24 protein-coding genes and 1 other annotated feature are annotated in these 25,532 nt (G+C 36.9%); of the genes, 1 reads left to right on the top strand and 23 read right to left on the bottom strand.

Annotated features, from left to right (window positions below):
* Nucleotides 1-51: 51 nt before the first annotated feature.
* The 21 genes from RZN25_03440 to rpsU form a co-directional block, all read right to left on the bottom strand.
* Nucleotides 52-417, bottom strand: a complete 366-nt coding sequence (locus RZN25_03440; protein ID MEQ6375882.1) for a cytochrome c — start codon at nt 415-417, stop codon at nt 52-54.
* 1,194 nt (nt 418-1,611) lie between these two features.
* Nucleotides 1,612-2,730 (bottom strand): RNA polymerase sigma factor RpoD, encoded by a 1,119-nt coding sequence (gene rpoD / locus RZN25_03435; protein ID MEQ6375881.1) that lies wholly within the window; start codon nt 2,728-2,730, stop codon nt 1,612-1,614.
* A 51-nt stretch (nt 2,731-2,781) separates the two neighbouring features.
* Complete coding sequence (dnaG, locus tag RZN25_03430) at nt 2,782-4,605, bottom strand: DNA primase (GenBank protein ID MEQ6375880.1); 1,824 nt, start codon at nt 4,603-4,605, stop codon at nt 2,782-2,784.
* 505 nt (nt 4,606-5,110) lie between these two features.
* Nucleotides 5,111-5,908, bottom strand: coding sequence for a pyruvate, water dikinase regulatory protein (locus tag RZN25_03425; protein ID MEQ6375879.1), 798 nt, complete (start codon nt 5,906-5,908; stop codon nt 5,111-5,113).
* Nucleotides 5,909-5,928: 20 nt separating this feature from the next.
* Entirely contained in the window at nt 5,929-6,561 is a 633-nt protein-coding gene (locus RZN25_03420; GenBank protein MEQ6375878.1) for a helix-turn-helix transcriptional regulator, read from the bottom strand.
* Between the two features lie 194 nt (nt 6,562-6,755).
* Nucleotides 6,756-8,849: a glycine--tRNA ligase subunit beta gene (glyS, locus tag RZN25_03415; GenBank protein MEQ6375877.1), complete on the bottom strand. Its 2,094-nt coding sequence runs from the start codon at nt 8,847-8,849 to the stop codon at nt 6,756-6,758.
* Entirely contained in the window at nt 8,836-9,732 is an 897-nt protein-coding gene (gene glyQ / locus RZN25_03410; protein ID MEQ6375876.1) for a glycine--tRNA ligase subunit alpha, read from the bottom strand. The genes glyS and glyQ overlap by 14 nt, the downstream gene beginning before the upstream one ends.
* A 159-nt stretch (nt 9,733-9,891) precedes the next feature.
* Nucleotides 9,892-10,062, bottom strand: a binding site (T-box leader).
* A gap of 48 nt (nt 10,063-10,110) precedes the next feature.
* On the bottom strand, nt 10,111-10,869 hold the full coding sequence (gene recO, locus RZN25_03405) for a DNA repair protein RecO (GenBank protein ID MEQ6375875.1): 759 nt from the start codon (nt 10,867-10,869) through the stop codon (nt 10,111-10,113).
* 29 nt (nt 10,870-10,898) lie between these two features.
* Complete coding sequence (locus tag RZN25_03400; GenBank protein ID MEQ6375874.1) at nt 10,899-11,030, bottom strand: YqzL family protein; 132 nt, start codon at nt 11,028-11,030, stop codon at nt 10,899-10,901.
* 90 nt (nt 11,031-11,120) lie between these two features.
* Entirely contained in the window at nt 11,121-12,029 is a 909-nt protein-coding gene (era, locus tag RZN25_03395; GenBank protein ID MEQ6375873.1) for a GTPase Era, read from the bottom strand.
* 42 nt (nt 12,030-12,071) lie between these two features.
* Nucleotides 12,072-12,443: a diacylglycerol kinase family protein gene (locus tag RZN25_03390; GenBank protein ID MEQ6375872.1), complete on the bottom strand. Its 372-nt coding sequence runs from the start codon at nt 12,441-12,443 to the stop codon at nt 12,072-12,074.
* Nucleotides 12,418-12,885 (bottom strand): rRNA maturation RNase YbeY, encoded by a 468-nt coding sequence (gene ybeY / locus RZN25_03385; GenBank protein MEQ6375871.1) that lies wholly within the window; start codon nt 12,883-12,885, stop codon nt 12,418-12,420. Before ybeY ends, RZN25_03390 begins: the two co-directional genes overlap by 26 nt.
* 1 nt (nt 12,886) lies before the next feature.
* Nucleotides 12,887-15,040 (bottom strand): HDIG domain-containing protein, encoded by a 2,154-nt coding sequence (locus RZN25_03380; GenBank protein ID MEQ6375870.1) that lies wholly within the window; start codon nt 15,038-15,040, stop codon nt 12,887-12,889.
* A gap of 46 nt (nt 15,041-15,086) precedes the next feature.
* The gene (locus RZN25_03375; GenBank protein MEQ6375869.1) at nt 15,087-16,058 is read right to left on the bottom strand and encodes a PhoH family protein; all 972 of its coding nucleotides are present in this window, start codon (nt 16,056-16,058) and stop codon (nt 15,087-15,089) included.
* Nucleotides 16,059-16,061: 3 nt separating this feature from the next.
* Entirely contained in the window at nt 16,062-17,249 is a 1,188-nt protein-coding gene (gene yqfD / locus RZN25_03370) for a sporulation protein YqfD (protein ID MEQ6375868.1), read from the bottom strand.
* 26 nt (nt 17,250-17,275) lie between these two features.
* On the bottom strand, nt 17,276-17,557 hold the full coding sequence (gene yqfC, locus RZN25_03365; GenBank protein MEQ6375867.1) for a sporulation protein YqfC: 282 nt from the start codon (nt 17,555-17,557) through the stop codon (nt 17,276-17,278).
* Nucleotides 17,558-17,632: 75 nt separating this feature from the next.
* Nucleotides 17,633-18,121 carry a hypothetical protein gene (locus tag RZN25_03360; protein ID MEQ6375866.1) on the bottom strand — a complete coding sequence of 163 codons (489 nt, stop codon included), beginning with the start codon at nt 18,119-18,121 and terminating at the stop codon, nt 17,633-17,635.
* Nucleotides 18,122-18,148: 27 nt separating this feature from the next.
* Nucleotides 18,149-19,135 (bottom strand): flotillin-like protein FloA, encoded by a 987-nt coding sequence (gene floA, locus RZN25_03355; protein MEQ6375865.1) that lies wholly within the window; start codon nt 19,133-19,135, stop codon nt 18,149-18,151.
* A complete protein-coding gene (locus RZN25_03350; protein ID MEQ6375864.1) occupies nt 19,132-20,442 on the bottom strand; it encodes an NfeD family protein in 1,311 nt (436 codons plus the stop codon). Before RZN25_03350 ends, floA begins: the two co-directional genes overlap by 4 nt.
* 584 nt (nt 20,443-21,026) lie before the next feature.
* Entirely contained in the window at nt 21,027-21,473 is a 447-nt protein-coding gene (locus RZN25_03345; protein MEQ6375863.1) for a GatB/YqeY domain-containing protein, read from the bottom strand.
* A 26-nt stretch (nt 21,474-21,499) separates the two neighbouring features.
* On the bottom strand, nt 21,500-21,676 hold the full coding sequence (rpsU, locus tag RZN25_03340; protein MEQ6375862.1) for a 30S ribosomal protein S21: 177 nt from the start codon (nt 21,674-21,676) through the stop codon (nt 21,500-21,502).
* 197 nt (nt 21,677-21,873) lie between these two features.
* Between rpsU and RZN25_03335 the strand changes: the two genes are divergently transcribed.
* The gene (locus RZN25_03335) at nt 21,874-22,809 is read left to right on the top strand and encodes a Na/Pi symporter (GenBank protein ID MEQ6375861.1); all 936 of its coding nucleotides are present in this window, start codon (nt 21,874-21,876) and stop codon (nt 22,807-22,809) included.
* Nucleotides 22,810-23,377: 568 nt separating this feature from the next.
* Here the strand turns inward: RZN25_03335 and deoC are convergent.
* Nucleotides 23,378-24,049: a deoxyribose-phosphate aldolase gene (deoC, locus tag RZN25_03330; GenBank protein ID MEQ6375860.1), complete on the bottom strand. Its 672-nt coding sequence runs from the start codon at nt 24,047-24,049 to the stop codon at nt 23,378-23,380.
* Nucleotides 24,050-24,185: 136 nt separating this feature from the next.
* Nucleotides 24,186-25,532, bottom strand: coding sequence for a tRNA (N(6)-L-threonylcarbamoyladenosine(37)-C(2))-methylthiotransferase MtaB (mtaB, locus tag RZN25_03325; GenBank protein ID MEQ6375859.1), 1,347 nt, complete (start codon nt 25,530-25,532; stop codon nt 24,186-24,188).

Genomic DNA, 25,532 nt, shown 5'->3' with positions numbered 1-25,532 from the left:
TCCAAATAGAAAAAGCCTTCTGGCTACCAGAAAGCTTCCTTTTTCATTTACTTATTGCTCTAAAATCCAATCCGCCAATTTTGAGATAGTTTCTTCATCAAATTTTTGTTCAAAAGCTGGCATTCCTCCACGACCATTAGTAATAACATTTACTAAATCCTCGTGAGATAAATTTGTCCCAGCTAAAGCCGGTCCGAATACACCTTCCAAATTTCCACCATGACAGGATTGACAGTTTCCACTATAAATTTCTGCTGGATCTCCAGACACTTTTTCATTTTCTTCAACTACCCCTTGATTATTATCCCCTTCTGCTATGTCCTTTTGTTGATTAAGACCAATAAAAGACATAACCAGCATAAGTGCAATTCCGATAACCGCTATAAGTGCGTAAGGTATGATTGGATTATTTCTCATTTATTTTCCTCCTTATGTATCCCCATCTTTATTCTTTATCATAACCTTCATTTTACTGTAAAATAGTTCATTCGAAAAGTGTTATGTATAGATAATTTACTATAAACAGCATAAAAAACCACAAAAACAATACAACGAGTGTGTAACCTAAAGGCTCTTTAGCCAATCGGACATTTTTCCCCAAGCATTTCTTCCCGTTTTACTTAAGATTTGAGTGGGGTATCGCTCTCCGTTCATGCAGGATAAATCCTTCCAATTCCTAACCACATTGCAAATTAATTCCCTATCATTCCTAGATTAACCCAAAAGGAGTTAGTCCATTCACTAAGAAAACCATGACTATTAATAAAGTGAAACTTCAATCAGTCGCCGTCCCCCATTGATTGTTAGCACCCAAATGATGTGACCTAAAGGTCCTTCCCCCATGAGAATAAAACATTAAATTTTTCACCCTTGTTGGTGGAGCTTGCTTCATGGTTGGCTGCCCGTTCATGCGGGGTAAACACAAAACAAAAGATTATAAAAAAGATTTTCTCCTAAAACAAAAAAGTAAATAATTTTTTGTCAACAAACCATGACTAAAGCCCCGAAGGTTCTCCGCTAAAATTTAAAAAGATCACCAAAAATAATATTATAGCCATTTGCAATCCGAGATCGAAATCAGTAAAATAGTGATCATAAGGCATGATGGTAGAGCCAACACTAATCAACTTAAGTAATCTCTTCCCAAATAGTCACTGAAGTCTTGTTTGGGTTGTCACCTTCTGTATACAAGACCAAAAAAATAACTCTCATTCTAAATTTTTTCGCTGAGGCTAGTTAGGTTTTATACTTTTGTATGAAAACAGACCCTGTAAAACTTTTGTTTACGTGATCAAGTCACAATAGATGGTACTTCTATACCGTCACAACCCGTTTCTTATGCAGGGTATCCTTTTTCAGGATCCACCAATGTATATTTCGACCTGGTCATATTGTTATTAAAGGTATTCCCAAAGATTAGGAATCCATTTTCATGGTAGATGGTGGCTCCGCGAAGCGAGCCATAATGATTTCTTATCTTTTTAGAAAAACTTGGCTTATCACCAAGTCTTAATGATTACTTATACATCAACAACCGACCAAAGTTATAAATTCGTATAAAAAAGGTCAGCCACTAGGTTAAAACCTAATGACTGAGTATGTTTAAATTGACTATTCAAGAAAATCCTTCAGACGTTTACTTCTACTCGGATGACGTAACTTTCTTAATGCCTTAGCTTCAATCTGTCTAATTCGTTCTCTAGTGACTCCGAATACCTTACCCACTTCTTCTAGGGTTCTTGTACGACCGTCATCTAGACCGAAACGTAGACGTAGGACATTTTCTTCTCTATCTGTTAGCGTATCTAGAACATCTTCAAGTTGCTCTTTTAAAAGCTCATATGCAGCGTGATCAGAAGGGGAAGTTGCTTCTTGGTCCTCAATGAAGTCTCCAAGATGTGAATCATCTTCTTCTCCAATTGGTGTTTCTAAGGAAACTGGTTCTTGAGCTATTTTTAGTATCTCACGGACTTTATCAGGAGTAAGCTCCATTTCTTCCCCTATTTCCTCAGGAGAAGGCTCTCTTCCAAGGTCCTGTAGCAATTGACGTTGGACTCTGATAAGCTTATTAATCGTCTCCACCATATGGACAGGTATTCGGATCGTTCTTGCCTGGTCTGCGATGGCTCTGGTAATTGCTTGACGAATCCACCATGTCGCATAGGTACTAAACTTATATCCTTTACGGTAATCAAATTTTTCAACGGCTTTAATTAAACCCATATTCCCTTCTTGAATGAGGTCTAAAAAGAGCATCCCTCTACCCACATATCTTTTAGCGATACTTACCACCAAGCGAAGGTTCGCCTCAGCAAGACGACGTTTTGCCTCTTCGTCTCCCTCTTCAATTCGCTTAGCAAAGCTAATCTCTTCATCAGCCGATAAAAGATTCACCCTTCCAATTTCCTTTAAATACATTCGGACTGGATCATTAATCTTTACCCCAGGAGGAACACTTAGATCATTTAGATCAAATTCTTCTTCCTTAGAAAGTTGCTGCATATTCGGATCTTCATCAGAATCACCGATTACCTCAATACCTTGATCTGTAAGGTACTCAAAAAATTCATCCATTTGATGGGATTCAAGTTCAAAACTAGAAAGCCTTTCTGCTACCTCTTCATAAGCTAAAACCCCACGTTTTTTACCAATCTCTATGAGTTGTTCCTTGGACTGCTCTAAGGTAAGCTCATTTTCTGTTTCTTTTGAACGAGCTGGCTTTTCTGCCATGAGTCCCCCTCCTTCCAAACTTCCATTCAATTTCAACAATCCATATACAAGTTATCGCTTTGCACGTTTTTTTAATTCAAGGATTTGCATAGCGATTTTAGCCGCTGTTATGTGGTCTTGATTTTTTTCTGCTTCATGTTGTTTCTCTTTCAAGCCCTTGATTTCATTCTTACTCATTCTTTCTTGACGTATAACCTTAAGATAATCCATTAATTCCTGTGTAGATAACTCTTCCTTTACAGAAAGCATACCTAATTCAGAAATTAGATCCTTTAATTTAGGGTCATCCACATATTCCATGAAGTGACTGACATTTGGTTCATGCCCCTCTTCATAATACCCATATAAATGGGATAAAAGAACACAATGCTCTGAAGTATTAAAATTGACTCCTAGTTCATCTCTAACCTTTTCCGCTACCCACAAATCCTGTAACATATAGGCAAGCAGAATTCTTTCTGCCTTTTGAAATGCGGGTAAAAGTCGTTTATCGTGCGCTATAGTGTACGTATTATTTTTATTATGACCAGTTGAATGTTCCTTATCCTTATGATTATGGCGACTTTTTCGAAGAATAAACGCTAATTCCCTTTCAAGAACCTCAATTGATAAGTCTTGATCCCGACTTAACTCTCTTAAATGGTAATCACGTTCTAAAGGTTTGTCCAACAAAGCAATCTCATTCAAGACCTTTTCTACGTACTTAATTTTGTCTCCTTCATCCTTCAGATGATAAGACCGTTTTAAATACTTCATAAAAAAAGTAACATACGTTACACTAGATTGAATGATTTTTTCCTGAAATGCTTTAGGTCCGTTTACTTTGATATAGTCATCTGGATCCATACCATCTGGTAACATTGCCACTTTTATTTGACAGCCCTCTCTTTTAAGAAGATTTGCGGCCTTTTGAGTAGCTTCAATTCCAGCCTGGTCAGAATCATAACAAATCATGACCGTGTCCACATATCGTTTTAAAAACTTAACTTGCATATCAGATAAAGCCGTCCCTAACGTTGCCACTCCATTTGTAACACCAGCTTGATGAGCTGATATTACATCGGCATATCCTTCAAACAAAACTGCGTATTTTTCTTTACGTATAAACGATCGTGCTTGATCAAAATTATAGAGCAGTTTCCCTTTTTGAAATAGTTCGGTTTCGGGAGAATTTAAATATTTAGGTCCGTGGTCTGTTAAATCCCGGCCACCAAAACCAACAGTCTTCCCTTGGTGATTTTTTATTGGAAAAATCACTCTTCCTCTAAACCTATCTAAATAACTTCCATCTTCACTCTGAGCTAACAAGCCCGCTTTCACCATACTATGAAGATGATATCCTTTTTTCTCCAAAAATCGCGCCGTGAAATTGGCAGTATTAGGAGCATATCCAATATGAAAGGTTTCAAGAGTACTCTCACTAAATCCACGACCAACAAGATATTGGTAAGCTTGCTTTCCTTCTTTCGTATGCATGAGTAAATGATGATATAGTTTTTCTAACCATTCATGTGCAGAAAGTATATCTTGAAGCTCTGGGGCAACAGTTTCTGATTCATTCGCTTGAGAAAGGAACTCATCTGAAATAGACTTACCAATTCTCTCAGCGAGTTTTGCTACAGCTTGATTAAAGCTTAAACCCTCTATTTCCATAATAAACCGATACACATTTCCACCTTTATGACATCCAAAGCAATGGAAGATCTGTTTATCTGGTGAAACGGAAAAAGATGGAGTGCTTTCTCCATGAAAAGGACATAAACCAAAGTAATTGCGTCCTTGTTTTTTTAGTTGAACAAATTCTCCAACAACTTCAGTTATGTCGTTAGATTGTCTGATTTCCTCAACTAAATCTTCTGGTATTCTTCGTGACATATTAATCACCATATTTACTTTGTATTCGTGATAAAAAAAGAAATCCCTGCAAACTTCGACACTTTTTTTGGATCCGATCTTCTCTAAAACAGAGAATGAAGCAAAAATGGACTGATGGGATTGTTTTTTTGGCTACGTGAATTATTCTACATAAACCTCCATATTCCTTCTTTCCAAAATGAATATTTTATCATTCCATTAGCAGGATATAGAAAGCATTTCTACGATCATTTTTACACAAAATATAATTATAATACAATTTTTTTAAAATTGCTATGATTTTTTTAAATAAAGCAATAAGAAATATGTTGAAGCTTGAGCATATTTTTACTGTATTATCTTGCGGTTGATCAACTAACAATCAGTGGGGATGAAGAAATCCCCACTGATTGTTAGCGCCCAAGGGTATAACGTAAAGGCCCTTGAACCAATCGACATTTACGGGTACCCGTTCATGCGGAATAAATTCCGATACTATAAAAAGAGCCTGCCATATAGCAAGCTTTTATCTCTTTATTAATTGTAAGATTATATTTGCAGTTTCCTCGACGGCCTTATTGGATACATCAATGACTTTGCAGTTGATTTTCTCTACTATTTTGTCAAAATGATCTAGTTCTTTTTTTATTCGATCTAAATTGGCGTAACTTGCATGGTCATCAAGGCCAAGTGCAATCAATCTTTCCTTTCTTATATTGTTAAGTATCTCTGGAGTTATTCTCAATCCAATACACTTTTTAGGATCTACTTTAAATAACTCTTCAGGTGGTTCCACTTCGGGGACAATTGGAACATTGGCCACCTTTAACCTTTTATGTGCTAAATATTGAGATAGGGGAGTTTTAGAAGTTCTCGACACACCAATTAGGTTTATATCAGAACGAAGAATTCCTCTAGGGTCCCTTCCATCATCATATTTGACTGCAAATTCAATGGCTTCCACTCGTTTAAAATAATCCTCATCTAATTTATGAACTAACCCCGGCTCAAGACGAGGAGTTTTTTCAAATTGTCGCTCCATCTCATCGATCATGGGTCCTATAATATCGAAAACTACGACTCCCATTTTTTTTGCTTCAGCCAACAGAAAGTTGCGCAACTCTCTTTTTACTAAAGTGAATGCAATCATGCTCCCATCACTCTTTGCGCGTTCCAATGCTTCGGAAATATTTTCTGTATTCTCCACATAAGGTATTCTCTGTACTGGATATTGGCCACTATTGAATTGGCTTAATGCCGCCTTAACTACTAACTCAGCAGTTTCACCCACTGAATCGGACACAATATATACAACTGGTTTCACGACGTTTCCCTCCCTTAAACTTAAGCCAATCGCTCGTCTCTCGCTAGTTCAACTAAAGCTTTGGTAATATTCGTCTTTGTAAGCCTTCCTACTACAATAAGGCCCTTTTCTTCCTTTTTTACTACCGGTAACCCATCTATTTGTTTATCTATTAACTTTTGGGCGGCATCAAGGAGTAAATCTTCCCGATAACACCAAGTTATATTCGGCATTCTTGTCATAATGATATGTACTGGTAACTTTTGTAGATCTTGATTACCGATACTTGCTCTTAAAAGATCTTTTCTTGATAATACTCCTACTAAACAGTTATTTTCATCTACTACAAATAATGTTCCCACATCTTCTAAAAACATAGAACAAATGGCATCGTAAACACTTACATTCTCATGCACTACTACAGGGATAGATTGATACTCATGCACTTTATATTTTTTTAGACGCTCAGTTAATAACTCGGTCCCGGTTTTACCCGTAAAAAAGTATCCAACTCGTGGTCTTGCATCTAAAAATCCAGCCATTGTTAATATGGCTAAGTCTGGACGAAGGGTGGCACGTGTTAAGTTCAAGTTATCAGCGATCTGTTCTCCGGTAATTGGTCCTTTTTCTTTGACAATTTCAATAATTTTCAGTTGTCTTTTGGATAAATCCATTATTTCACCACCTTACCAATGTGTCATACTATTTAACATTTATTATAACTTTCTTCCTGAACGATGAAAAGCATCGTGTTCCACGAGTATGAAAAAGTATAAAGTGAAACTTCAATAGTGGCTTTCCCCACTGATTTGAGTTTCACTTTATTGTTCCTTTTTAAATTCTTATTTTAGTTATTCAAAACGTTTAATCAGCCCATTTGTTTTTGCTTCCATTGAATTTCATTTAAGTCTCCAAAAGCAAAAATTAATTGAGCAATTTGATTGAGGAGAGCCAAACGGTTCTTTTTAACAGACTCATCCTCTACCATGACCATCGTTTTATCAAAAAACGAATGAATAGGTTTTGTCAATTGCTCCAGTTCTTTTAAAGCATCCGATGCTCGATGTGATTCCATATGTTCTCTATACACTGGAGTGACCTTTTGGAGTATGTCATACAATTCTTTTTCTGTTTCGTTTTCAAATAATTCTGGTTCTACCAGGTTACTTTCAGCTTTAGAAGCCAAATTCAGCACACGACCAAAAGCCTCCTGAGAAAGTTTAAATTCCTCCTCGATTCTTTTCGATGATAGGAGTGTTCCCTTATCCACTAAGAAAGCAATATTCCCGATTTCTTTGTAAGTTACGGCGTTTGTCACATCATAATCAACTTGATGTTCCTTTAATAAGAATTCACATCGCAATTGGAAAAACTCATGGAGGTCTTTTTCAATTTCTTGTCTTGATCTTTTTAATAATTTAGATTCTTCCAATCGATCAAGACTTATTTTAAGTAATTCTTCCACATGGATCTTCCACTTCTTCCTCAACAAAATTTGAAGAATTCCTGCTCCTTGACGGCGTAGGGCATAAGGGTCTTGTGAGCCAGATGGAATGATACCTATTCCAAAGCAACCAACTATGGTATCAAGTTTGTCTGTAATACTGACAATACTGCCTTCTAAGGTTTCAGGTATTACATCTCCTGAAAAACGAGGGTAATAATGTTCCCGTATTCCTTTTGCGACGATTTCGTTTTCACCAAATAGCTTAGCATATTTTTCTCCCATTACCCCTTGAAGTTCTGGGAATTCATCGACCATGTGGGTTACCAAATCAAATTTGCTAATGCTTGCTATTCGAATAGCATTCTGAGTTTCCTTTTGAGAAGCTCCCAACACTTGTGCCAGTTTTTCTGTTAGGTTTGATACTCTTTTTACTTTTTCACCAATAGATCCCAATTCCTCATGAAATACCATTCGATCTAATTTTTCTAAATTTCCCTCAATACTGGCTTTTTGATCTTCCTCAAAAAAGAATCGGGCATCTGCAAGGCGAGCCTTTAGTACTTTTTCATTTCCTTTTGATACCACTTCAATATATTGCTCATTTCCATTTCGCACAGCAACGAAATAAGGTAATAGCTTATTTTCTTGATCCTTTACTGGAAAATAACGTTGGTGTTCCTTCATAGATGTGATAAGAACCTCTTCTGGTAATTCCAAATACTCTGGCAGAAATGATCCATAAAACACAGTCGGATACTCTACTAAATGAAGAACCTCCTGAAGTAATTCTTGATCCACAGGAATTTTCCATCCTTGGTCTTTCTCCAATTTAGCAATACCCTCTAGGATCATTCCTTTTCTTTTTGAACTATCTACTATTACGAATTGAGATTCTAAAGCAGCAACATACTCAGTTGCGTTAGAAAGTGAAACATCTTCTCCAAGGAACCTGTGTCCATAAGTTTGTCTTCCACTTTTAACCCCACCAGCTTGAATGGTGACAAGTTCTTCTCCAAATAAAGAAACAATCCAACGAATCGGTCGAATATACCTTAATTTCTTGGTTCCCCACTTCATATTTTTAGGAAAAGAGAGATTTTCAATAATATCTTTTAGCTCTGGTAACAATTCAATCGTACGTTTCCCTTTGATGAATTTTGTTAGGAAGACATACTCCGTACCATTATGCTCCTTGATCGTCAAATCCTCTACTTGACCCCCTTGTCCTCGTGCAAATCCAATAGCTGCTTTGGTCCAATTCCCTTCCCCGTCTTGTGCGATTTTTTTTGAAGGACCACGTGCTTCCTCCTCCTGGTCTTCCTGTTCTTCTGCTAAAGCATGGATAGATACAGCAAGTCTTCTTGGAGTTGAAAAGACTTCACTATGTGAAAAAGATAAATTCTTTTCATTTAACCAATTCTCTATCTTAGATTGCAACTGATGTAATGCATCATCTATATAGCGAGCAGGCATTTCCTCTAGTCCAATTTCTAAAATAAAATCACGCGTTTCCATTCAGCTTACCCCCCTCTTTATGAAGCATAGGGAACCCTAATTTTTCTCTCTCATTCACATAGGCCTTCGCTATTTCTCTAGCCAGGTTTCGAACTCTACCAATATAACCCGTTCTTTCAGTGACTGATATAACTCCTTTAGCATCTAACAAATTAAAGGTATGGGAGCATTTTAATACATAATCATAAGCTGGAAAAACCAATCCCTTTTCCATGATTCTTTTCGCCTCTTGTTCATAGATCGTAAATAGTTCAAAAAGCATATCTGTATTGGACTCTTCAAAAGTGTATTTGGAGTGCTCATACTCAGGTTGTAAAAATATATCTCTTACTGTAAATCCCTTTGTCCATTCGAGATCAAAAACATTTTCTTTGTCTTGGATATAGGAAGCTAATCTTTCCATTCCGTATGTTATTTCAACTGATACAGGATTTGCTTCTAAGCCTCCAATTTGTTGAAAATAAGTAAATTGAGTGATTTCCATTCCATCTAACCAAACTTCCCAACCAAGCCCGGCAGCACCTAGGGTTGGATTTTCCCAGTTATCCTCAACAAAACGGATATCATGTTGAAGTGGGTTAATACCCAAAGCTTTAAGTGAATCTAAATACAAATCTTGAATGTTATCTGGAGAAGGTTTCATAATGACTTGAAATTGATGATGTTGATATAAACGATTTGGATTTTCTCCATACCGTCCGTCTGCTGGGCGTCTGGATGGCTCTACATATGCCACATTCCACGGTTCTGGTCCCAGACTTCTAAGTAATGTCATGGGAGACATAGTACCTGCTCCTTTTTCAACATCATATGCTTGAACAAGAATACAGTTTTGATCAGACCAATATTTTTGAAGGGTTAAAATCATCTCTTGAACATTCATGTTACTTTCCTCCTTATCGTTATGTAGCAAACTTAGAAAAACTTAGCTTATCGTTAAGTCCTAATAGAGATAGCCTGATTTTTATCATGTTCTAGCAACCGACTAAAGTTATAAATTCTGATACTATAAAAAAACTCTCGTCCCTATGCCTTTTACTGGCATAGGGACGAGAGTTTACCCGCGGTTCCACCCTATTTGCTTCCTAAAAAGAAAGCCACTTTATTAACATGCTCAGAAGTGCCATTCATCTTGGAAACCAGTCTAGCTTTCACTACCCTAGACTCGCTAATTGGCTTGATCAAGATTACTCCTCTTCTTCAACGCATCAGACTAATTTTTTGTACTATGAATCATACTGTTTTCTCTATCATTTGTCAACTAATCGGTGGAATGAAGGCTCCATTTCTCCATTTGTTGAAGGAATTTTTTAGATTTTAATGCATAACCTCCGTACCGGTCATAATATTCATCCATCAAATGTATAAGTAATTTTTGATTCTCTGGTTTAACATTTATTTGTCCAACTCGATCGATGCCTACTGATACTCCCATTTGTAATATGCGAATGAGAGATGGGATTAAAGGAAAGGAGTGTTCATCCTGGGAGCAACACCGCGTACAAAGTAAGCCACCCTCTTGGATAGAAAAAGCATGTAAGTTTTCCTTTGTTCCACACGATACACAATGACTAACCTCAGGAGCAAAACCTGCAATGGAGTAGAGCTTCAACTCAAAAAAAATACGGATAATATTAGGTTGGTCCCCTTCTCCAATTCTATTTAGGGACGAGACAAACTCTTGAAATAAGAAGGGGTTTGGACGATGTTCTTCTATAAGCTTATCAAGCAATTCCGCTAAATAAGCTGCATAAGCCGTTTTTTCAATATCTTCCCTAAGTTTTCGAAGGCTTTCTATGATCTCACCTTGTTGCATGGTCCCTAACTGCTGGCTTCTCTGTATAAGATATTGGCCAATAACAAACGGTTGAGTGACAGAGGCCATACGACTCTTCGGCTTCCTTGCTCCTCTGGCCATTAAACCAATTTTTCCAAACTCCTTTGTAAAAAGTGTTACAATCTTATTTGTTTCCCCGTAATCTCGTGTTCTTAAGACAACTCCCTCTACCTTTTCAAGCAAGTTATTCACCTAGCTTATTTTATTTTTCCCTAATTGGGTTCATCTTCAGTTGTTAAAACATCTTCATCATCATATTCATCGAGGCGTTCTAACTCTTTCATGAGTAGATAGGATTCGATGTTTCCTGTTTTGACAAATACATTCCAAGATAGATCAATCACAAGAAACCACACCTTTCTTTATAACTAATTACCCCTCTATGATGATAGTTTGTCTTGAACAGCCTTCCTCATGTGTTAAAATATTTACCATTAATATTCATCTTCGCGAAATCCTAGTTCCTGAAGCTGATTCATACGATTTCTCCAGTCCTTTTGAACTTTTACCCACAGTTCTAAAAAGACATGATTCCCTAATAATTGTTCAATATCTTGTCTAGCCCTCGTACCAATTTCTTTAAGCATCTTTCCTTGCTTTCCAATGACAATTCCTTTTTGTGAGGACCTCTCTACGATGATTGTCGCTTGTACATCAATTGTTCGTCCATCAGGTCTGGACGATATTTGATCGATAACTACTGCTATAGAATGTGGAATTTCTTCACGAGTTAAGTGTAGAACTTTTTCCCTAATTAATTCTGCTATAATAAAACGTTCAGGATGATCAGTTACTTGATCATCAGGATAATATTTTGGTCCTTCGGGTAAATAGCTTTTCACAACTCCCAAGAGATTTTCAACATTATTTCCTTCTAAAGCTGAGATAGGAACAATATCGGCAAAATTTAATTCTTTTTGATACCGATCAATCAATGGTAATAGTTCGTCTGGATGAATTTGATCAATTTTATTAAGAACAAGGACAACTGGACTAGATACATTCTTGAGTTTTTCTATAATGTATTCATCTCCACGTCCATAGCCTTCTTTCACATTAACCATAAACAATATAACATCGACTTCATTTAAGGAATTCTCAGCGACCTTTACCATAAAATCACCGAGTTTATGTTTCGGTTTATGAATACCTGGTGTATCCATAAATACAAACTGTGCATCCTGTTCAGTAAGAACACCTTGTATTTTATTTCGAGTAGTTTGTGGTTTGTCACTCATGATAGCTATTTTCTGGCCAACCACCCGATTCATAAATGTGGATTTTCCAACATTCGGGCGACCAACTATAGCAATAAATCCTGAACGAAATGTGGGTTCAGTCATTTTAATCCTCCAATTATACTCTTTTTCTAAATCTCTTTATTCTTACCAAATATACGATCCAAATATAAGAATACCTATAACGACAGAGCCGATGGCCGAAACAAGAACAGCTCCTGCAGAGATGTCTTTAACCCGCCCAACTTGTTCATGCCATTCTGGAGCAACATAATCCATTGCCCTTTCAATGGCACCATTTATCATTTCAAAGCCAAGCACAACTATAATAGTTAAGATCAAAGAAATCCATTCCAGCTTTGATATAGAAAAGTAAAATCCAGCAAAAACCACCAAAAACATAATCACTATATGAATTTGAAAATTTCTTTCATGTAGGACCATTTGTAATAATCCTTTAAATGCAAAAGAGAATCCGACAATCTTTCGTTTTTTATTTTCTTTCAAGCCCGAAGTCATATAACAATTCCTCTTGTCTACCAAACATCTTTTTTTCATCTTCATCCGTCATATGATCATATCCTAGTAAATGGAGGAAACCATGTAGGGCAAGAAAACCCAATTCACGTTCGAAAGAATGTTCATAGGTATCTGCCTGTTCGCGAGTTCTATCAACAGATATGATAATATCTCCCAACATAACTGGCAAATTCTCTCCCTTAATCTCTAATTCATCTTCACCCATCTCTTGCATAGCAAAGGAAATGACATCTGTAGGCTGATCTTTTTGTCGATATTCTTTATTCATCTCTTGAATCTTTTGATCGGTTACAAAGGTAATGGAAACTTCAGCCTCTTCTCCAATATCTTCTTTTTCTGCAGCAAAATTTAATAAATTTTCGACCAGATCTAGATGTTTAGAATCCACTTGGTTGGTTTGATCTTGAAATTCTATGTTCATGCTAGTTAGCCTCCTTCACTGGATTTGCCTTTGGGTATTGAATCCGCGAATGAAAAATACCTTTTAACGTTTCGCAAATGGCGACTTTTATTTTTCTTAAATCACTGATGGTTAAAGATGTCTCATCAAATTGGCCGTCTTCTAAACGATCCTGAATAATGGATTCAACTAAGGACTCTATCTTTTCCATAGAAGGTTCTTTCATGGATCGCACAGCAGCCTCTACAGAATCACAAATGCAGACAATGGCAGCTTCTTTTGATCTTGGTTTTGGCCCCGGATAACGAAAGTCGCTTTCTTTTACTTTACCCTTTTTTTCTTTTTCCTTGTAATAAAAATATTTAAGTAAAGTTGTGCCATGATGCTGCTCTGCTATATCAACAATCTCCTTTGGAATTTTGTTTTTTCTTAATAGGTCTGCCCCTAAATATGGATGAGAAATTATAATCTGAGCGCTTTCTTCTGGGTCAAGATAATCATGTGGATTTTGTATGCCCATTTGATTTTCAATAAAATACATCGGTTGCACCGTTTTCCCTAGATCATGGTAGTATGAACCTACTCTAGCTAATAATCCATTTGCTCCAATTGCTTCACAGGCGCTTTCACTTAAATTAGCAACCATAACGCTATGATGGTATGTTCCTGGTGTTTCCGTTAGTATTTTTCGTAATAAAGGGTGATTTGGATTAGAAAGAGTGATCAATCTTGTATCTGTCAGCATGCCAAATGACATTTCTAATACCGGAAGGACTCCAAGTGTTAAGATTACTGAAAGAAACGCAGAAAGAAAACCCATTCCCAGATGTAAAATTAAATCTAACCACTGATAGCCTTCTATTGTAAAAAAGAAGAAAATTAAGGTACTACCCATATTTACAAGTGATAATCCAATCCCTGCTTTAATAATAGACAATCGATCCCTAAGATTTTTCAAAAATACAATTCCTGCAAGCTGTGTAAAAAATAAATAAAGAGTGGCTTCCATATTTAAATTTCCAGAAATAAAGTTATTAAATAAGAGGCTTCCTAAAATCGAATAAACAACAGCAAACAATAATGCTATTCGTTCATTAACGAGAATTTTAAGTAAGAATGCCGCGCTGGCTGCTGGAACAACGTAATAAATAGGAAATGAAAAGTCCTGAAATTGAGCAAGCAACTTCATAATGGTCAATATCATGATTGACACCAAAACAATAGTAGCACTTTTTTTAAAACCAAAATTACTATTTGTGTATAAATCCTTTAACTCATGACCGACACCTAATAAGAGTATACCAATTAAAATGGCTAATCCTATAATAGGATAAGTATTTCTTTTCTCTGTTAATAATCCAACAAGATCCAGTTTGTCATAAATCTCATTAGAGATTTCCTGTCCTTTTAGGACAATAACATCTCCTGCACGAATGATTTCTGGCTGTACGTTATTTTGAGCACGAGTTCTTGCCTCAGCTGTTTTGTCTGGATCATAAAACGAATTCTCAATTAAGGCAGCTCGTCCAACCTCTGTTAAGGCTGATTTATAGTTTGTTGATAGACTAGAATACATAAGCTTACTTTTTATATTTGATTTTGACTGTTCTAGAGTATCTGAACGAATCCCCTGATTAAATTCATTATACAAACTAGTGAGCAGCAACTCACTTCCCACTTTACGATCCTGTTCATTTGCTGATATCAAATGTCTAAGTGTAGATGAATCTAGAGAGTCGATCACGTCTCCAGTAACAAGCTGATACAACTTATCTAAACGATCGTCGATGGTAACAGAAGTGGTAGAAGCCTCTGCCTCACCAGGTTGTATCCATGTATCTGTTTGGTTCACATTCTCAATTGCATCAAAGAGGTCTTGAACTAACTTTGTCCGTTCACTCGTTACCTCCGACGAAATTGTATAGCGGTCTTCTACTTCGTGAAGAGCTTTTCTTATCTTCCTATCCGTCTCTTTCTTGTTTTCAATCGTGATCGGAGAAACGATTGTTTCATCAGCATTAGAAAATTTTTCAATGTCATAAATTTGTGTATAAACATTTGAAAGGGTAAAAAAGAAAAAAATCAATCCTAATAAAACAACTGGAAGAATCCACTCAATGTCTAGCAACCTTTTCTTATTAAACTTGACCCATTGCTGAAAAGAAGACTTCCCCATGACTTCACCTCAACCCTTTGGATACAGAAATAAGCCCAAAAAGGGCTTATTTCGATTCGTCATTATTTTTTTCATAAGCCTGGATTACTTTTTGTACGAGAGGGTGGCGAACAACATCTGATTGTTCTAATGGACAGAATGCAATACCATCAATGTTACTTAATTTTTCTTTCGCCACACGTAATCCAGAATATGTCCCTTTGGGTAAATCGATTTGTGTAATATCCCCTGTTATAACCATTTTCGACCCAAAACCTAATCGTGTCAAGAACATCTTCATTTGTTCAGGTGTCGTATTTTGTGCTTCGTCTAAAATAACATAGGCATCATCTAAGGTTCTTCCACGCATATAAGCAAGAGGAGCAATCTCAATGGTGCCCCTGTCAATTAAACGGGTTGTGTATTCATTCCCCAATAAATCATGTAAGGCGTCATATAATGGACGAAGATAAGGATCTACCTTTTCCTTTAAGTCTCCAGGCAAAAAACCTAAACTCTCCCCCGCTTCCACTGCTGGTCTCGTTAAAATAATTCGTTTAGCTTGTCCTGATTTTAAAGCGTTTACCGCCATAACTACAGCTAAATATGTTTTCCCTGTTCCAGCAGGTCCAATACCAAATACTAGATCATGGGATTTCATCGCCTGAACATATTTCCGTTGACCTAACGTTTTAACTCTTATTGATTTTCCTTTAGCGTTTTTAGTAATTTCATCTTCAAACAACGTTTCAAATTGCTCAAGCTTGCCTTTACTCGCAAGTTCTATAGCATAGATTACGTCTCTCTCTGTAATATTTAATCCCCTGCGTATAATATCAAGTAAAGCAAGAAGGATTCCCTCCACAAGAGAAACCTTTTCCGAATCTCCCGAGACAAGAATCTGCTCTCCTCTTGTGACTATTGCAACATTCATTTGTGATTCAATTTGTTTTAGGTGTCGATCCTCTGTCCCAAATAAAGCTAAACCTTCATTGGGAGATTTAACTTGAATTTCTACGGTTTGTAAATCTTCTGGCATTTGCTAATCTCCTTGGGTAATTGGTTGAGGTTTTGCAATATCTTCATATACAGTAAACTCAATTGTCATTTTCACTTTACCATTATTTGTTGACCGGCGCAAAATTTTTTCATTCCTTATTTCCGCATCGCTTTCCAATTCACTTAACAATTGGTTTCTTGCATCTTCTAATCCAACCATGACTGCATCCTTAATACTTCTTTTAATTTCTTTTGCTTCCTTTTCTAAAAAAATTGTTTCGTTCCATGTAACTGGTAATTTCCAATGAAGAAAATAAAATTCATGTACATAGTTTTCCACATGAGTATTGTTATATTCAGAATCCTCAAATCCCCATACAGGAACATTCCAACCCCCTATTCCCAAAGAATATTTCTTATAATGGTTACCAGTAACCACTTCTTGCTTTACTTGAAGCGGGGTTTCCACTTGACTTAGATACCATGTTTTCGCAGTAACCGTCCCAGTAGCTGCTACAGGTGGTGTCTCGTGCTCCTCTTCTAAATACCCATCTACCAGCAAGTCTCCTTTTTCCACAATCTGGTGTACATTTATAACTGGATTTCCTTTCGATATAAAATAATCTATAATTTCTCCTTTTTTCTTTGCAACTAAATGGCGGGGACCTTTTTCTTCTTCTTCTTCTACAATTGTTTTTTCTACACCTTGCACCTGATAGGTTGTCCCTTTAATTTTTATACCAACCCAAAGAAGCTCAGGGATATCATGAAGAATTTCATTTTGAAGCTCTTGTGGAGGTTTAAGACTTCCCTTCCAAGCTCCTTGTTCCACACCTAGTTTATCTAAAGATTTTTCAATTTTATATTCTATTTCTGGTGACACTCCTGAAATAGAGACTCCCCAGACAATATTGGATAATAAAAAAATCGTTAGAAGACCAGAAAATAATCCAATCATTAGACCCTTCATTTGAATAAATCTTTTCCAAATAAATGGAAAACCAAATCTGTTTCTAATCCGAATTTTAATACCTGTCCCTTTTCGAAGTTGGCGAACAGAGTTAAAATCCTTCAAAAAAATTTTAGCTTCAAATCCATTTCGTGAAATTCTTTTTATTGACCAAATTTGTATTCCGGACTGAGCCATACGATTTAAAATGAATTCTGGGAAATCTCCAGTTATATGAATAGTGAGAACGCCTAACCATTTCGCAATTGTATAGTTTTTCATTGTATCCTCCCACTTTGTTTCTTTTGTTAATCCTTTAAAAATTTCAAAGACTTTATCGTTCCCTCTAATACTATTTCTTCTGGAAGCATAGCCTTGATTACAAAGTCCTTTCCTTTTACTTGAAGCTGACCGACTTTTAACTTTAATCGAAGCTCTTGATCTGAAAAAATGAGCAATCCTTTGTGATTTTCTATGTAAACATGAAGTTGGCCGATTATAGTTATTCTAGGTAGCTCTAATAAAACGTCAGATGGTAGTTCAAGATGGTCTGCTGCCCATTTTCCTATTTTCTGCTGCCAATTATTCATCCTATCAGCTCCTTCTCCTATACAAATGTATGAAAAAAGCGCGAAATGTATCACTACATTTCGCGCTTTAGACTGCTATTTTTTATTTCTTCTTGTTAGGTGAGGCTTCATTGAGCGAGGAGCTCCGATGACTTCTGCCATTATAATACCTTCCACTAAGCCTTTAGGGTTTAATTGTTCATTAACAGAAATGGTGATTTCCTTTTTATTTCTTAATTCCTTTATAGTAACTGGCTGAATTCCATTTCGTTCTTCGGATTTTTTTGAGGCTGCAATGGAATTTGCATGCTCCAGCCTTCCTTTTTGTTCCTGAATCCTTTGTTTTTCTGAATCTAAATCCGTAGATGAATTGGAAACAGGTCTTTCGTTTTTCATCTTAGATTGTTGTTGTGCTACAGTCGGACGTTGTGTTGGGCTTGGACCTGTTTTTTGGATAGGACGATTAGGTCTTTGCGACTGGCTAGTTTCTTTTTTATCCCGTTTCCCAAGCCTCGTAAGAATTGCTCCTAAAACAATAACAATAAGAAAAATATTGTTAAATATAAATTGGATAAACTCTTCCATTACTCAAAGCCTCCTTTTCTAAGAAGCTTATTCTTCCTTATTTTCCTTATTAGAAAGCTTCCCGATCATATCTCTCATATCCGTATCAGCCATGATATTTCGTAAGTTTTGATAATCCATAACTCCTAAATTTCCACTACGTAAAGCTTCTGCCATGGCAAGTGGTACTTCAGCTTCTGCTTCCACCACTTTCGCTTGCATCTCTTGAACGCGAGCGCGCATTTCTTGTTCTTGGGCAACGGCCATTGCACGACGTTCTTCCGCCTTAGCTTGTGCGATGTTTTTGTCTGCTTCAGATTGGTCCATTTGAAGGATAGCGCCGATGTTTTTACCGATATCAATATCAGCAATATCGATGGACAGGATTTCAAAAGCAGTTCCTGCGTCAAGACCTTTGGTTAATACATTTTTAGAGATAAGATCAGGATTCTCTAAAACTTTGCTATGGTCTACAGAACTACCAATTGTACTTACAATACCTTCACCAACACGGGCAATAACTGTTTCTTCTCCTGCACCACCAACAAGGCGGTCAATATTAGCACGAACGGTAATACGCGCTTTCGCCTTAACTTCAATACCATTCATAGCAACCCCAGAAATAAATGGAGTCTCAATAACCTTTGGATTAACACTCATTTGAACGGCTTCTAATACGTCTCGTCCAGCTAAGTCAATAGCAGCACAGCGTTCGAAACCAAGTTCAATATTAGCTCTTTGAGCTGCAATTAATGCATTTACTACTCTATCAACATTACCACCTGCAAGATAGTGACTTTCCAACTGGTTTGTATTTACCCCTACTCCTGCTTTATGGGCCTTAATTAAAGGATTAATCACGCGATTTGGAATAACTCGACGAAGACGCATTCCAATTAAAGTAAAAATACTTACTTTTACCCCCGCTGCTAGGGCACTAATCCATAGTGCAACTGGAACAAAAGTAAATAAAATAGCTACAGCAATAATGACAATCCCTATAACGATAAGGGGCATTAAGTCAGCAATACTCATTTCAAACTTCCTCCTTCATTCTCTTTATGTTCTATTATTTCGCGTACCACTACTCGAGAACCTTCCGTTTTCACAATCTTTATTCGAATTCCAGACGCGATATAACCACCTTCAGTTACTACATCAATTCTTTCCCCATCGAATTCACCAGTACCCGATGGCCTTAATGTAGTAATAGCCTTTCCTTCTAGTCCAATCAATTCAATTCTATTTTTGGAAGAGACATAACCGCCCTCAGTTGTTGTTGCATCCCTTAAGATGATATGACGGAAAAATCCCTTTTCAAATCCCATCCTCTTAAATAAAACAACGGAAGCAATGATAGAAATGATAATAGCAATTCCTATACTGAAGGCCATATTCCCAACATCTGCTCCTGCCATAAACATGGATCCAATAATTGAAATCATTCCTATAATCCCTAATACACCACCTGGAACAAAAAATTCAGCAACAACAAGAATGATACCTAAAACTAATAAAAGAATAGTTTCAAATCCTGCTAAACCAGCTACGAGATGACCATAGAAAAAAAGCAATAAAGATACTAATCCCATGGTACCTGGAATCCCAAAACCAGGTGAATACAGTTCCACTATAAAACCTAAACTGGCTATTGACAACAATATCGGAACTACAAAAGGGTGGGTGATTAATCGGGCTAGTTCTTCTGCTAAAGTTGTTTCCATTTCTACGATTTTAGCATCAGAAAGTTCCAGCTCTGCCAATAGCTCCTCCCGATCATGAATCGTTCCATTCGAGTAGCCAACTTTTTCTGCATTTGATGGTTTTAATGTTAAAAAAGCTCCCTTTGGTGCACCTAGCTCTGGAAGGTCTATCTCCTTATTTGCCATAGCTTCCGCATAAATTGGATCTCTTCCTTTTGATTCAGCAGCTGCAGTCATTGCAGCAATCCATGCAGATTGTGCCTTTAAATCTGCGGCAGTACCATCTGAGTTAATAACACCCGAGGCTCCCATTTGCCCCTGAGGAGTCATATAAATATGGTCCGTGTTAAGAGCAATATAAGACCCTGCTGAAAGGGCCTCATTAATGACGAAAGAAGTAACGGGTACATCTTGGTTCTGTAACAAAGTACCAATATTTTTAGCCGCGTCGACCGCTCCACCAGGAGTATTTATTTCTAGAATAAAATGATCAGCACCATTTTCATTTCCTTCTTCAAAACTCCTTTCCAAAAAGGCTAGTAGCCCTCTTTCGACATCGTCTTCTACTGGTATAACATAGACTGTTTGTCCTTCTCCTTTTGCTTCTGTTCCAACATTGAAAAAAGGAAATACTCCCATCCCAAGTAAAACAAGAATAAAAACAGAAAAGAAAGATCTCCTCACGAAGAGCACCTCCTTTATACGAAGAGATTCTATTTTATGTACGTAAAATAATAAAGAAAGTTTCAATTTTATTTTACATCTTTATTTATAGTTATACTATTTTCTATTAAAAGATCTTCATTCATCTATAAGAAAAGTGCAAGCGCCCTTCGAAACAAGAAAAGCACTTGTTTCTGCGAAGTAGCTCCTCTATGTAGCTTTCCTTTGTGCCATTACTTGGGACAAAAACTTAGAAGATTACTCGATGATGCTTTTTCGCTGGAGCTAGACAAATTTTATACTTTTGTATGAAAACAGACCCTGTAAAACTTTTGTTTACGTGATCTAGTCACAATAGATGGTACTTCTATACCGTCACAACCCGTTTCTTATGCAGGGTATCCTTTTTCAGGATCCACCAATGTATATTTCGACCTGGTCATATTGTTATTAAAGGTATTCCCAAAGGTTAGGAATCCATTTTCATGGTAGATGGTGGCTCCGCGAAGCGAGCCATAATGATTTCTTATCTTGTAAAAAAAGCCGCCAATTGGCGGCTTTTAATTCAAATATTTTTGTACCATCTGATTTACATAAGAGCCATCGGCTTTCCCCTTAACTTTTGGCATGAGCTTTCCCATTACCTTGCCCATATCCTGTTTGGAAGAAGCACCTACTTCTTGAATGGTCTCTTTTACAATTTCTTCAATTTCTTCTTCTGTCAGCTGTTCAGGCATATATTCTTCTAAAACTTGGATTTCTGCTTCAATTTTATCAACAAGATCTTGACGATTTGCTGCTTTAAATTCTTGGAGGGAATCAGTCCGTTGTTTTAACTCACGAGTTAAAACCGTCAATTCTTCCTCTTCGTTTAAAAAATCTTTTCCAAGCTTAATGGCATCATTTTGCATGGAAGCTTTGACACCACGGATTACCGTTAAACGTTGCTTGTCTCTTGCTTTCATTGCCAGCTTCATATCTTGGTTCAGTTGATCTAATAGCGTCATTATATACACCTCTTGAACACTTGCAATTAGAATTTACGCTTTCTAGCAGCCTCGGATTTTTTCTTACGCTTTACGCTAGGCTTTTCATAAAATTCACGCTTGCGATATTCAGAAAGCGTACCGCTTTTTGAAACTGAACGTTTGAAGCGACGAAGAGCATCTTCAAGAGACTCGTTTTTACGAACGCGAGTTGTGTTTGACATGCAATTTCCCTCCCTCCAAAACAATAAAGACAAATTCGTACGGTTGTGTTCTCTATGACACTAACCTTTGCCAATTATAATATAACCTTGGAGCTGGGTCAACTTTTTTTCAAAACTTCTTGCATAATTTTACTAGTTCTTTAACTTTTTATCATGTTTGTCCACCTAGTCCATACAATGGTGATGAGGTGAGCGAATTGAGTAATTTATTGATTCATTTTTTTGTATATATTGCTATTTTTATTTATGGGATGATCGTTCTCCAAACCGGTTTGTATCAATTTTCCTATCAATCTATCCAGAAATGGATAACGAAAATGGTTAACAATCCAGTAAAAGGTATGATTTTTGGTGCTATTGCAACCGCGATTCTTCAAAGCAGTTCCTTAACTATGGTATTAACCATTGGATTTATTACCATTGGAGTTCTCAAATTTGAACAAGCTGTCGGTATTGTTTTAGGAGTGAATATCGGAACAACAATTACTGGAGAAATAATGACTTTAGCAAATTTAGTCCATCCCATCCCTTTTGTAATTTTCGGTTTTATTTTACTATTTATTCCTCATCAAAAGTGGTTTGGCTTTGGAGCAACTCTTTTGGGAATTGGATCTATATTCGTTGCAATGCAAGGATTTGAATCCTTTGCTGCCCCTTTATTAGAACATGAAGGCATTAAAGGAGGATTGTTATGGTTAAAAGAGAGCGCCCTTGGTGCAACAGTGATAGGCGCGATTTTCACAGCCATCATACAGTCTTCTAGTGCTACTACGGGGATTTTAATGGGGATCTTAAACCAAGAGCTCATAGACTTTCAAACGGCCTTTGCTATTCTGCTTGGAGCAAATATAGGCACGTGTTTCACAGCCTGGCTTGCTTCTTTAAGTGGAACTAGAGAAGCAAAGCTAGTAGCTTATGCACATATATGGCTAAACGTAATTAGTGTGATAGCCGTATTCCCATTTCTCGGTCCAATCTCAGGCCTCATGGAGAACTTAGTTACTAGTCCTTCAGTCCAACTCGCTCATTCATCAGTTCTATTCAATGTCGTTACATCCTTACTGTTTCTTCCTTTTGTTCGTCCATTCACGAATTTTATTAAAAATGTACATGGCGGTGCAGATACTAAATAAGGAGTTTTATTTGCGTCACGAACACTTATATAATAATTCATAATATAATAAGAAAAGAGCAAGAGCTATCGACCATCGACGTAAGGCGGTGGACCTCACCTTAGATTAAGGTTCGTCGGCTAAAACCGTCACATCGTGTGGTAACCTACATCCTCGAAAAAGCAAGCTTTTTTTCGTGCGAAGTAGTTCATTGTAGCTTTCCTGTCCTGTAGGCCCAAAGGAAACACGATGAACAAAGTGAATCGATGTTGACTTATTGATTCGAGATGAGTCAACATGAACATAAAGTGAAACTTTAATCAGTGGCCGTCCCCCACTGATTGTTAGTACCCAAGGGGATGATCGAAAGGTCCTTGAACCAATCGGCCATTTATGGACAGTTTACCCCCTACCTACCTTCCTCATATTTCTTAAGACTTGAAGTGGGGATATTACTCCCATGAAAATAAAATAATAATTTTCCATCCTTGTTGGTGAAGCTTCCTTCATGCTTAGCTGCCCGTTCATGCGGGATAAATTCTGATACTATAAAAAGCTTGTAGACCTTAAAAAGATCTACAAGCTTTTTTTAATAGTCACTAGTTCCTTGTTCACCTTTAACAATAGATACACCAGCACTAGCTCCAATTCTAGTTGCACCAGCTTCGATCATGGCTAAGGTGGTTTCGCGGTCACGTACACCACCAGAGGCCTTAACACCTAGATCTGGTCCAACTGTCTCTCTCATTAGTTTAATATCTCCAACAGTTGCTCCTCCACCAGAAAATCCTGTAGATGTTTTTACATAATCTGATCCTGCTTCTTTCGCAATCTGACAAGCCCTTACTTTTTCTTCTTCTGTTAATAAAGAAGTTTCAATAATCACTTTAGTTAAAGCTTTTCCTTTGGCTACCTCAACTACAGCTTGAATATCAGCCTTCACCACTTCTTCATTACCATCTTTTAAGGCTCCAATGTTGATGACCATATCGACTTCCTTCGCACCATTTTCAATAGCATTTTTTGTTTCGAATGCTTTTACTTCTTTGGTAGTGGCTCCTAATGGAAAACCTATAACTGTACAAACTTTTACATCGGTTTTCTTTAGCAAATCATAACAGTATGATACCCAATATGGGTTTACACATACAGAAGCAAATTTATATTCTTCCGCTTCTTCACAAAGTCTTTTAATTTGCTCTTTTGTCGTATCGGGTTTTAATAGGGTGTGATCGATTTTATTCGCAATTTGTTGTTCCATGATAACAGCCCTTCCTTTTCTTATTAGTTGTACGTACCTCTTCTTATCCTAACATTCTTTTATATAAATCTCTATCTTATTATTATATAACGAGCTAAAAGAAAACCCCTTTTTCTACTGAAAAAGGGGTTTTCTTTTATGAAGTTTTTACCATATGCTGTTCTGTTAGGACTCTTACAAACTCTCCTTCATTATAAGGATAGCCTGCTTTGTTAATTTTTACTCTTACAATTTCCCCAATTAAATCTTCTGTACCTTCAAAAACAACCTTTAAATAGTTATCAGTATAGCCTACTAGAAGTTTTTTGTTTGGTTGTTCTTTAGATTTCTCTTCAGGAATAACTTCTAGTACTTCACCTTCATAGTGTGAAGCATATTCCTTTGCCAATTGATCATTTAAAGTTAATAATCGGTGGACACGTTCGTTTTTTATCTCATCATCCACTTGATTTTCCATTCTTGCTGCAGGAGTCCCTGTGCGCTGAGAATAAGGAAAAACATGTAATTCAGAATATCCAACTTCTTTTATAAAATCAAAAGTTTCCTGGAATTCTTCGGCTGTTTCACCTGGAAATCCAACAATAACATCAGACGTAATGGCTAATCCTGGTAAAGCTATCTTTAGCTTTTCAATTCTTTCCTTATAAAACTCAGGAGAATATTTCCTTCTCATTCTTTGAAGGACCGTACTTGATCCTGACTGAAGAGGAATATGCAAGTGACGAACTACCTTATCTGATTGATCAAGAACTTCAATTACTTCATCGGTAATCTGGCTCGCTTCAATAGACGAGATACGAATGCGTTTTAGTCCAACAACTTTTTTATCCAAATCACGAAGAAGTTTTGCAAGATTATAATCCTTTAGATCCTCACCATAGCCACCTGTATGAATTCCTGTGAGAACTATTTCTTTATATCCTGCATCAACTAATTGCTGGGCCTGTTTAACAACCCCTTCAGGGTCTCTTGAACGAAGTAATCCTCGCGCCCAAGGAATAATACAGAAGGTGCAGAAATTATTGCAACCTTCCTGAATCTTTAATGAAGCACGTGTTCGGTCTGTGAAACTAGGCACATCCATTTCTTCAAAAACACGTGTTTTCATAATGTTCGTAACACCATTAATAGGCTGGCGCTCTGTTTTATATTGCTCGATATAATCTAACATTTTTACACGATCCTGCGTTCCAACCACTATATCAACACCTGGAATATTCATGATTTCCGCTGGTGAGGTTTGGGCATAACAGCCGGTAACACAAATAACAGCATCCGGATTGCGGCGAATAGCTCGACGAATAACTTGTCTACTCTTTTTATCACCTGTATTAGTTACAGTACAAGTATTAATGACATACACATCAGATTGTCTTTCAAAATCAACTCTTTCGTAACCTTGATCTTTAAATAATTGCCAAATTGCTTCCGTTTCATAATGATTTACTTTACAGCCTAGTGTATGAAAAGCTACAGATGGCAT

It is taken from the genome of Bacillaceae bacterium S4-13-56 (assembly GCA_040191315.1).
GTDB lineage: Bacteria > Bacillota > Bacilli > Bacillales > JAWJLM01 > JAWJLM01.
Note: the sequence above shows the minus strand (reverse complement) of the source record. Positions and strands in the feature narration are given on the sequence as shown.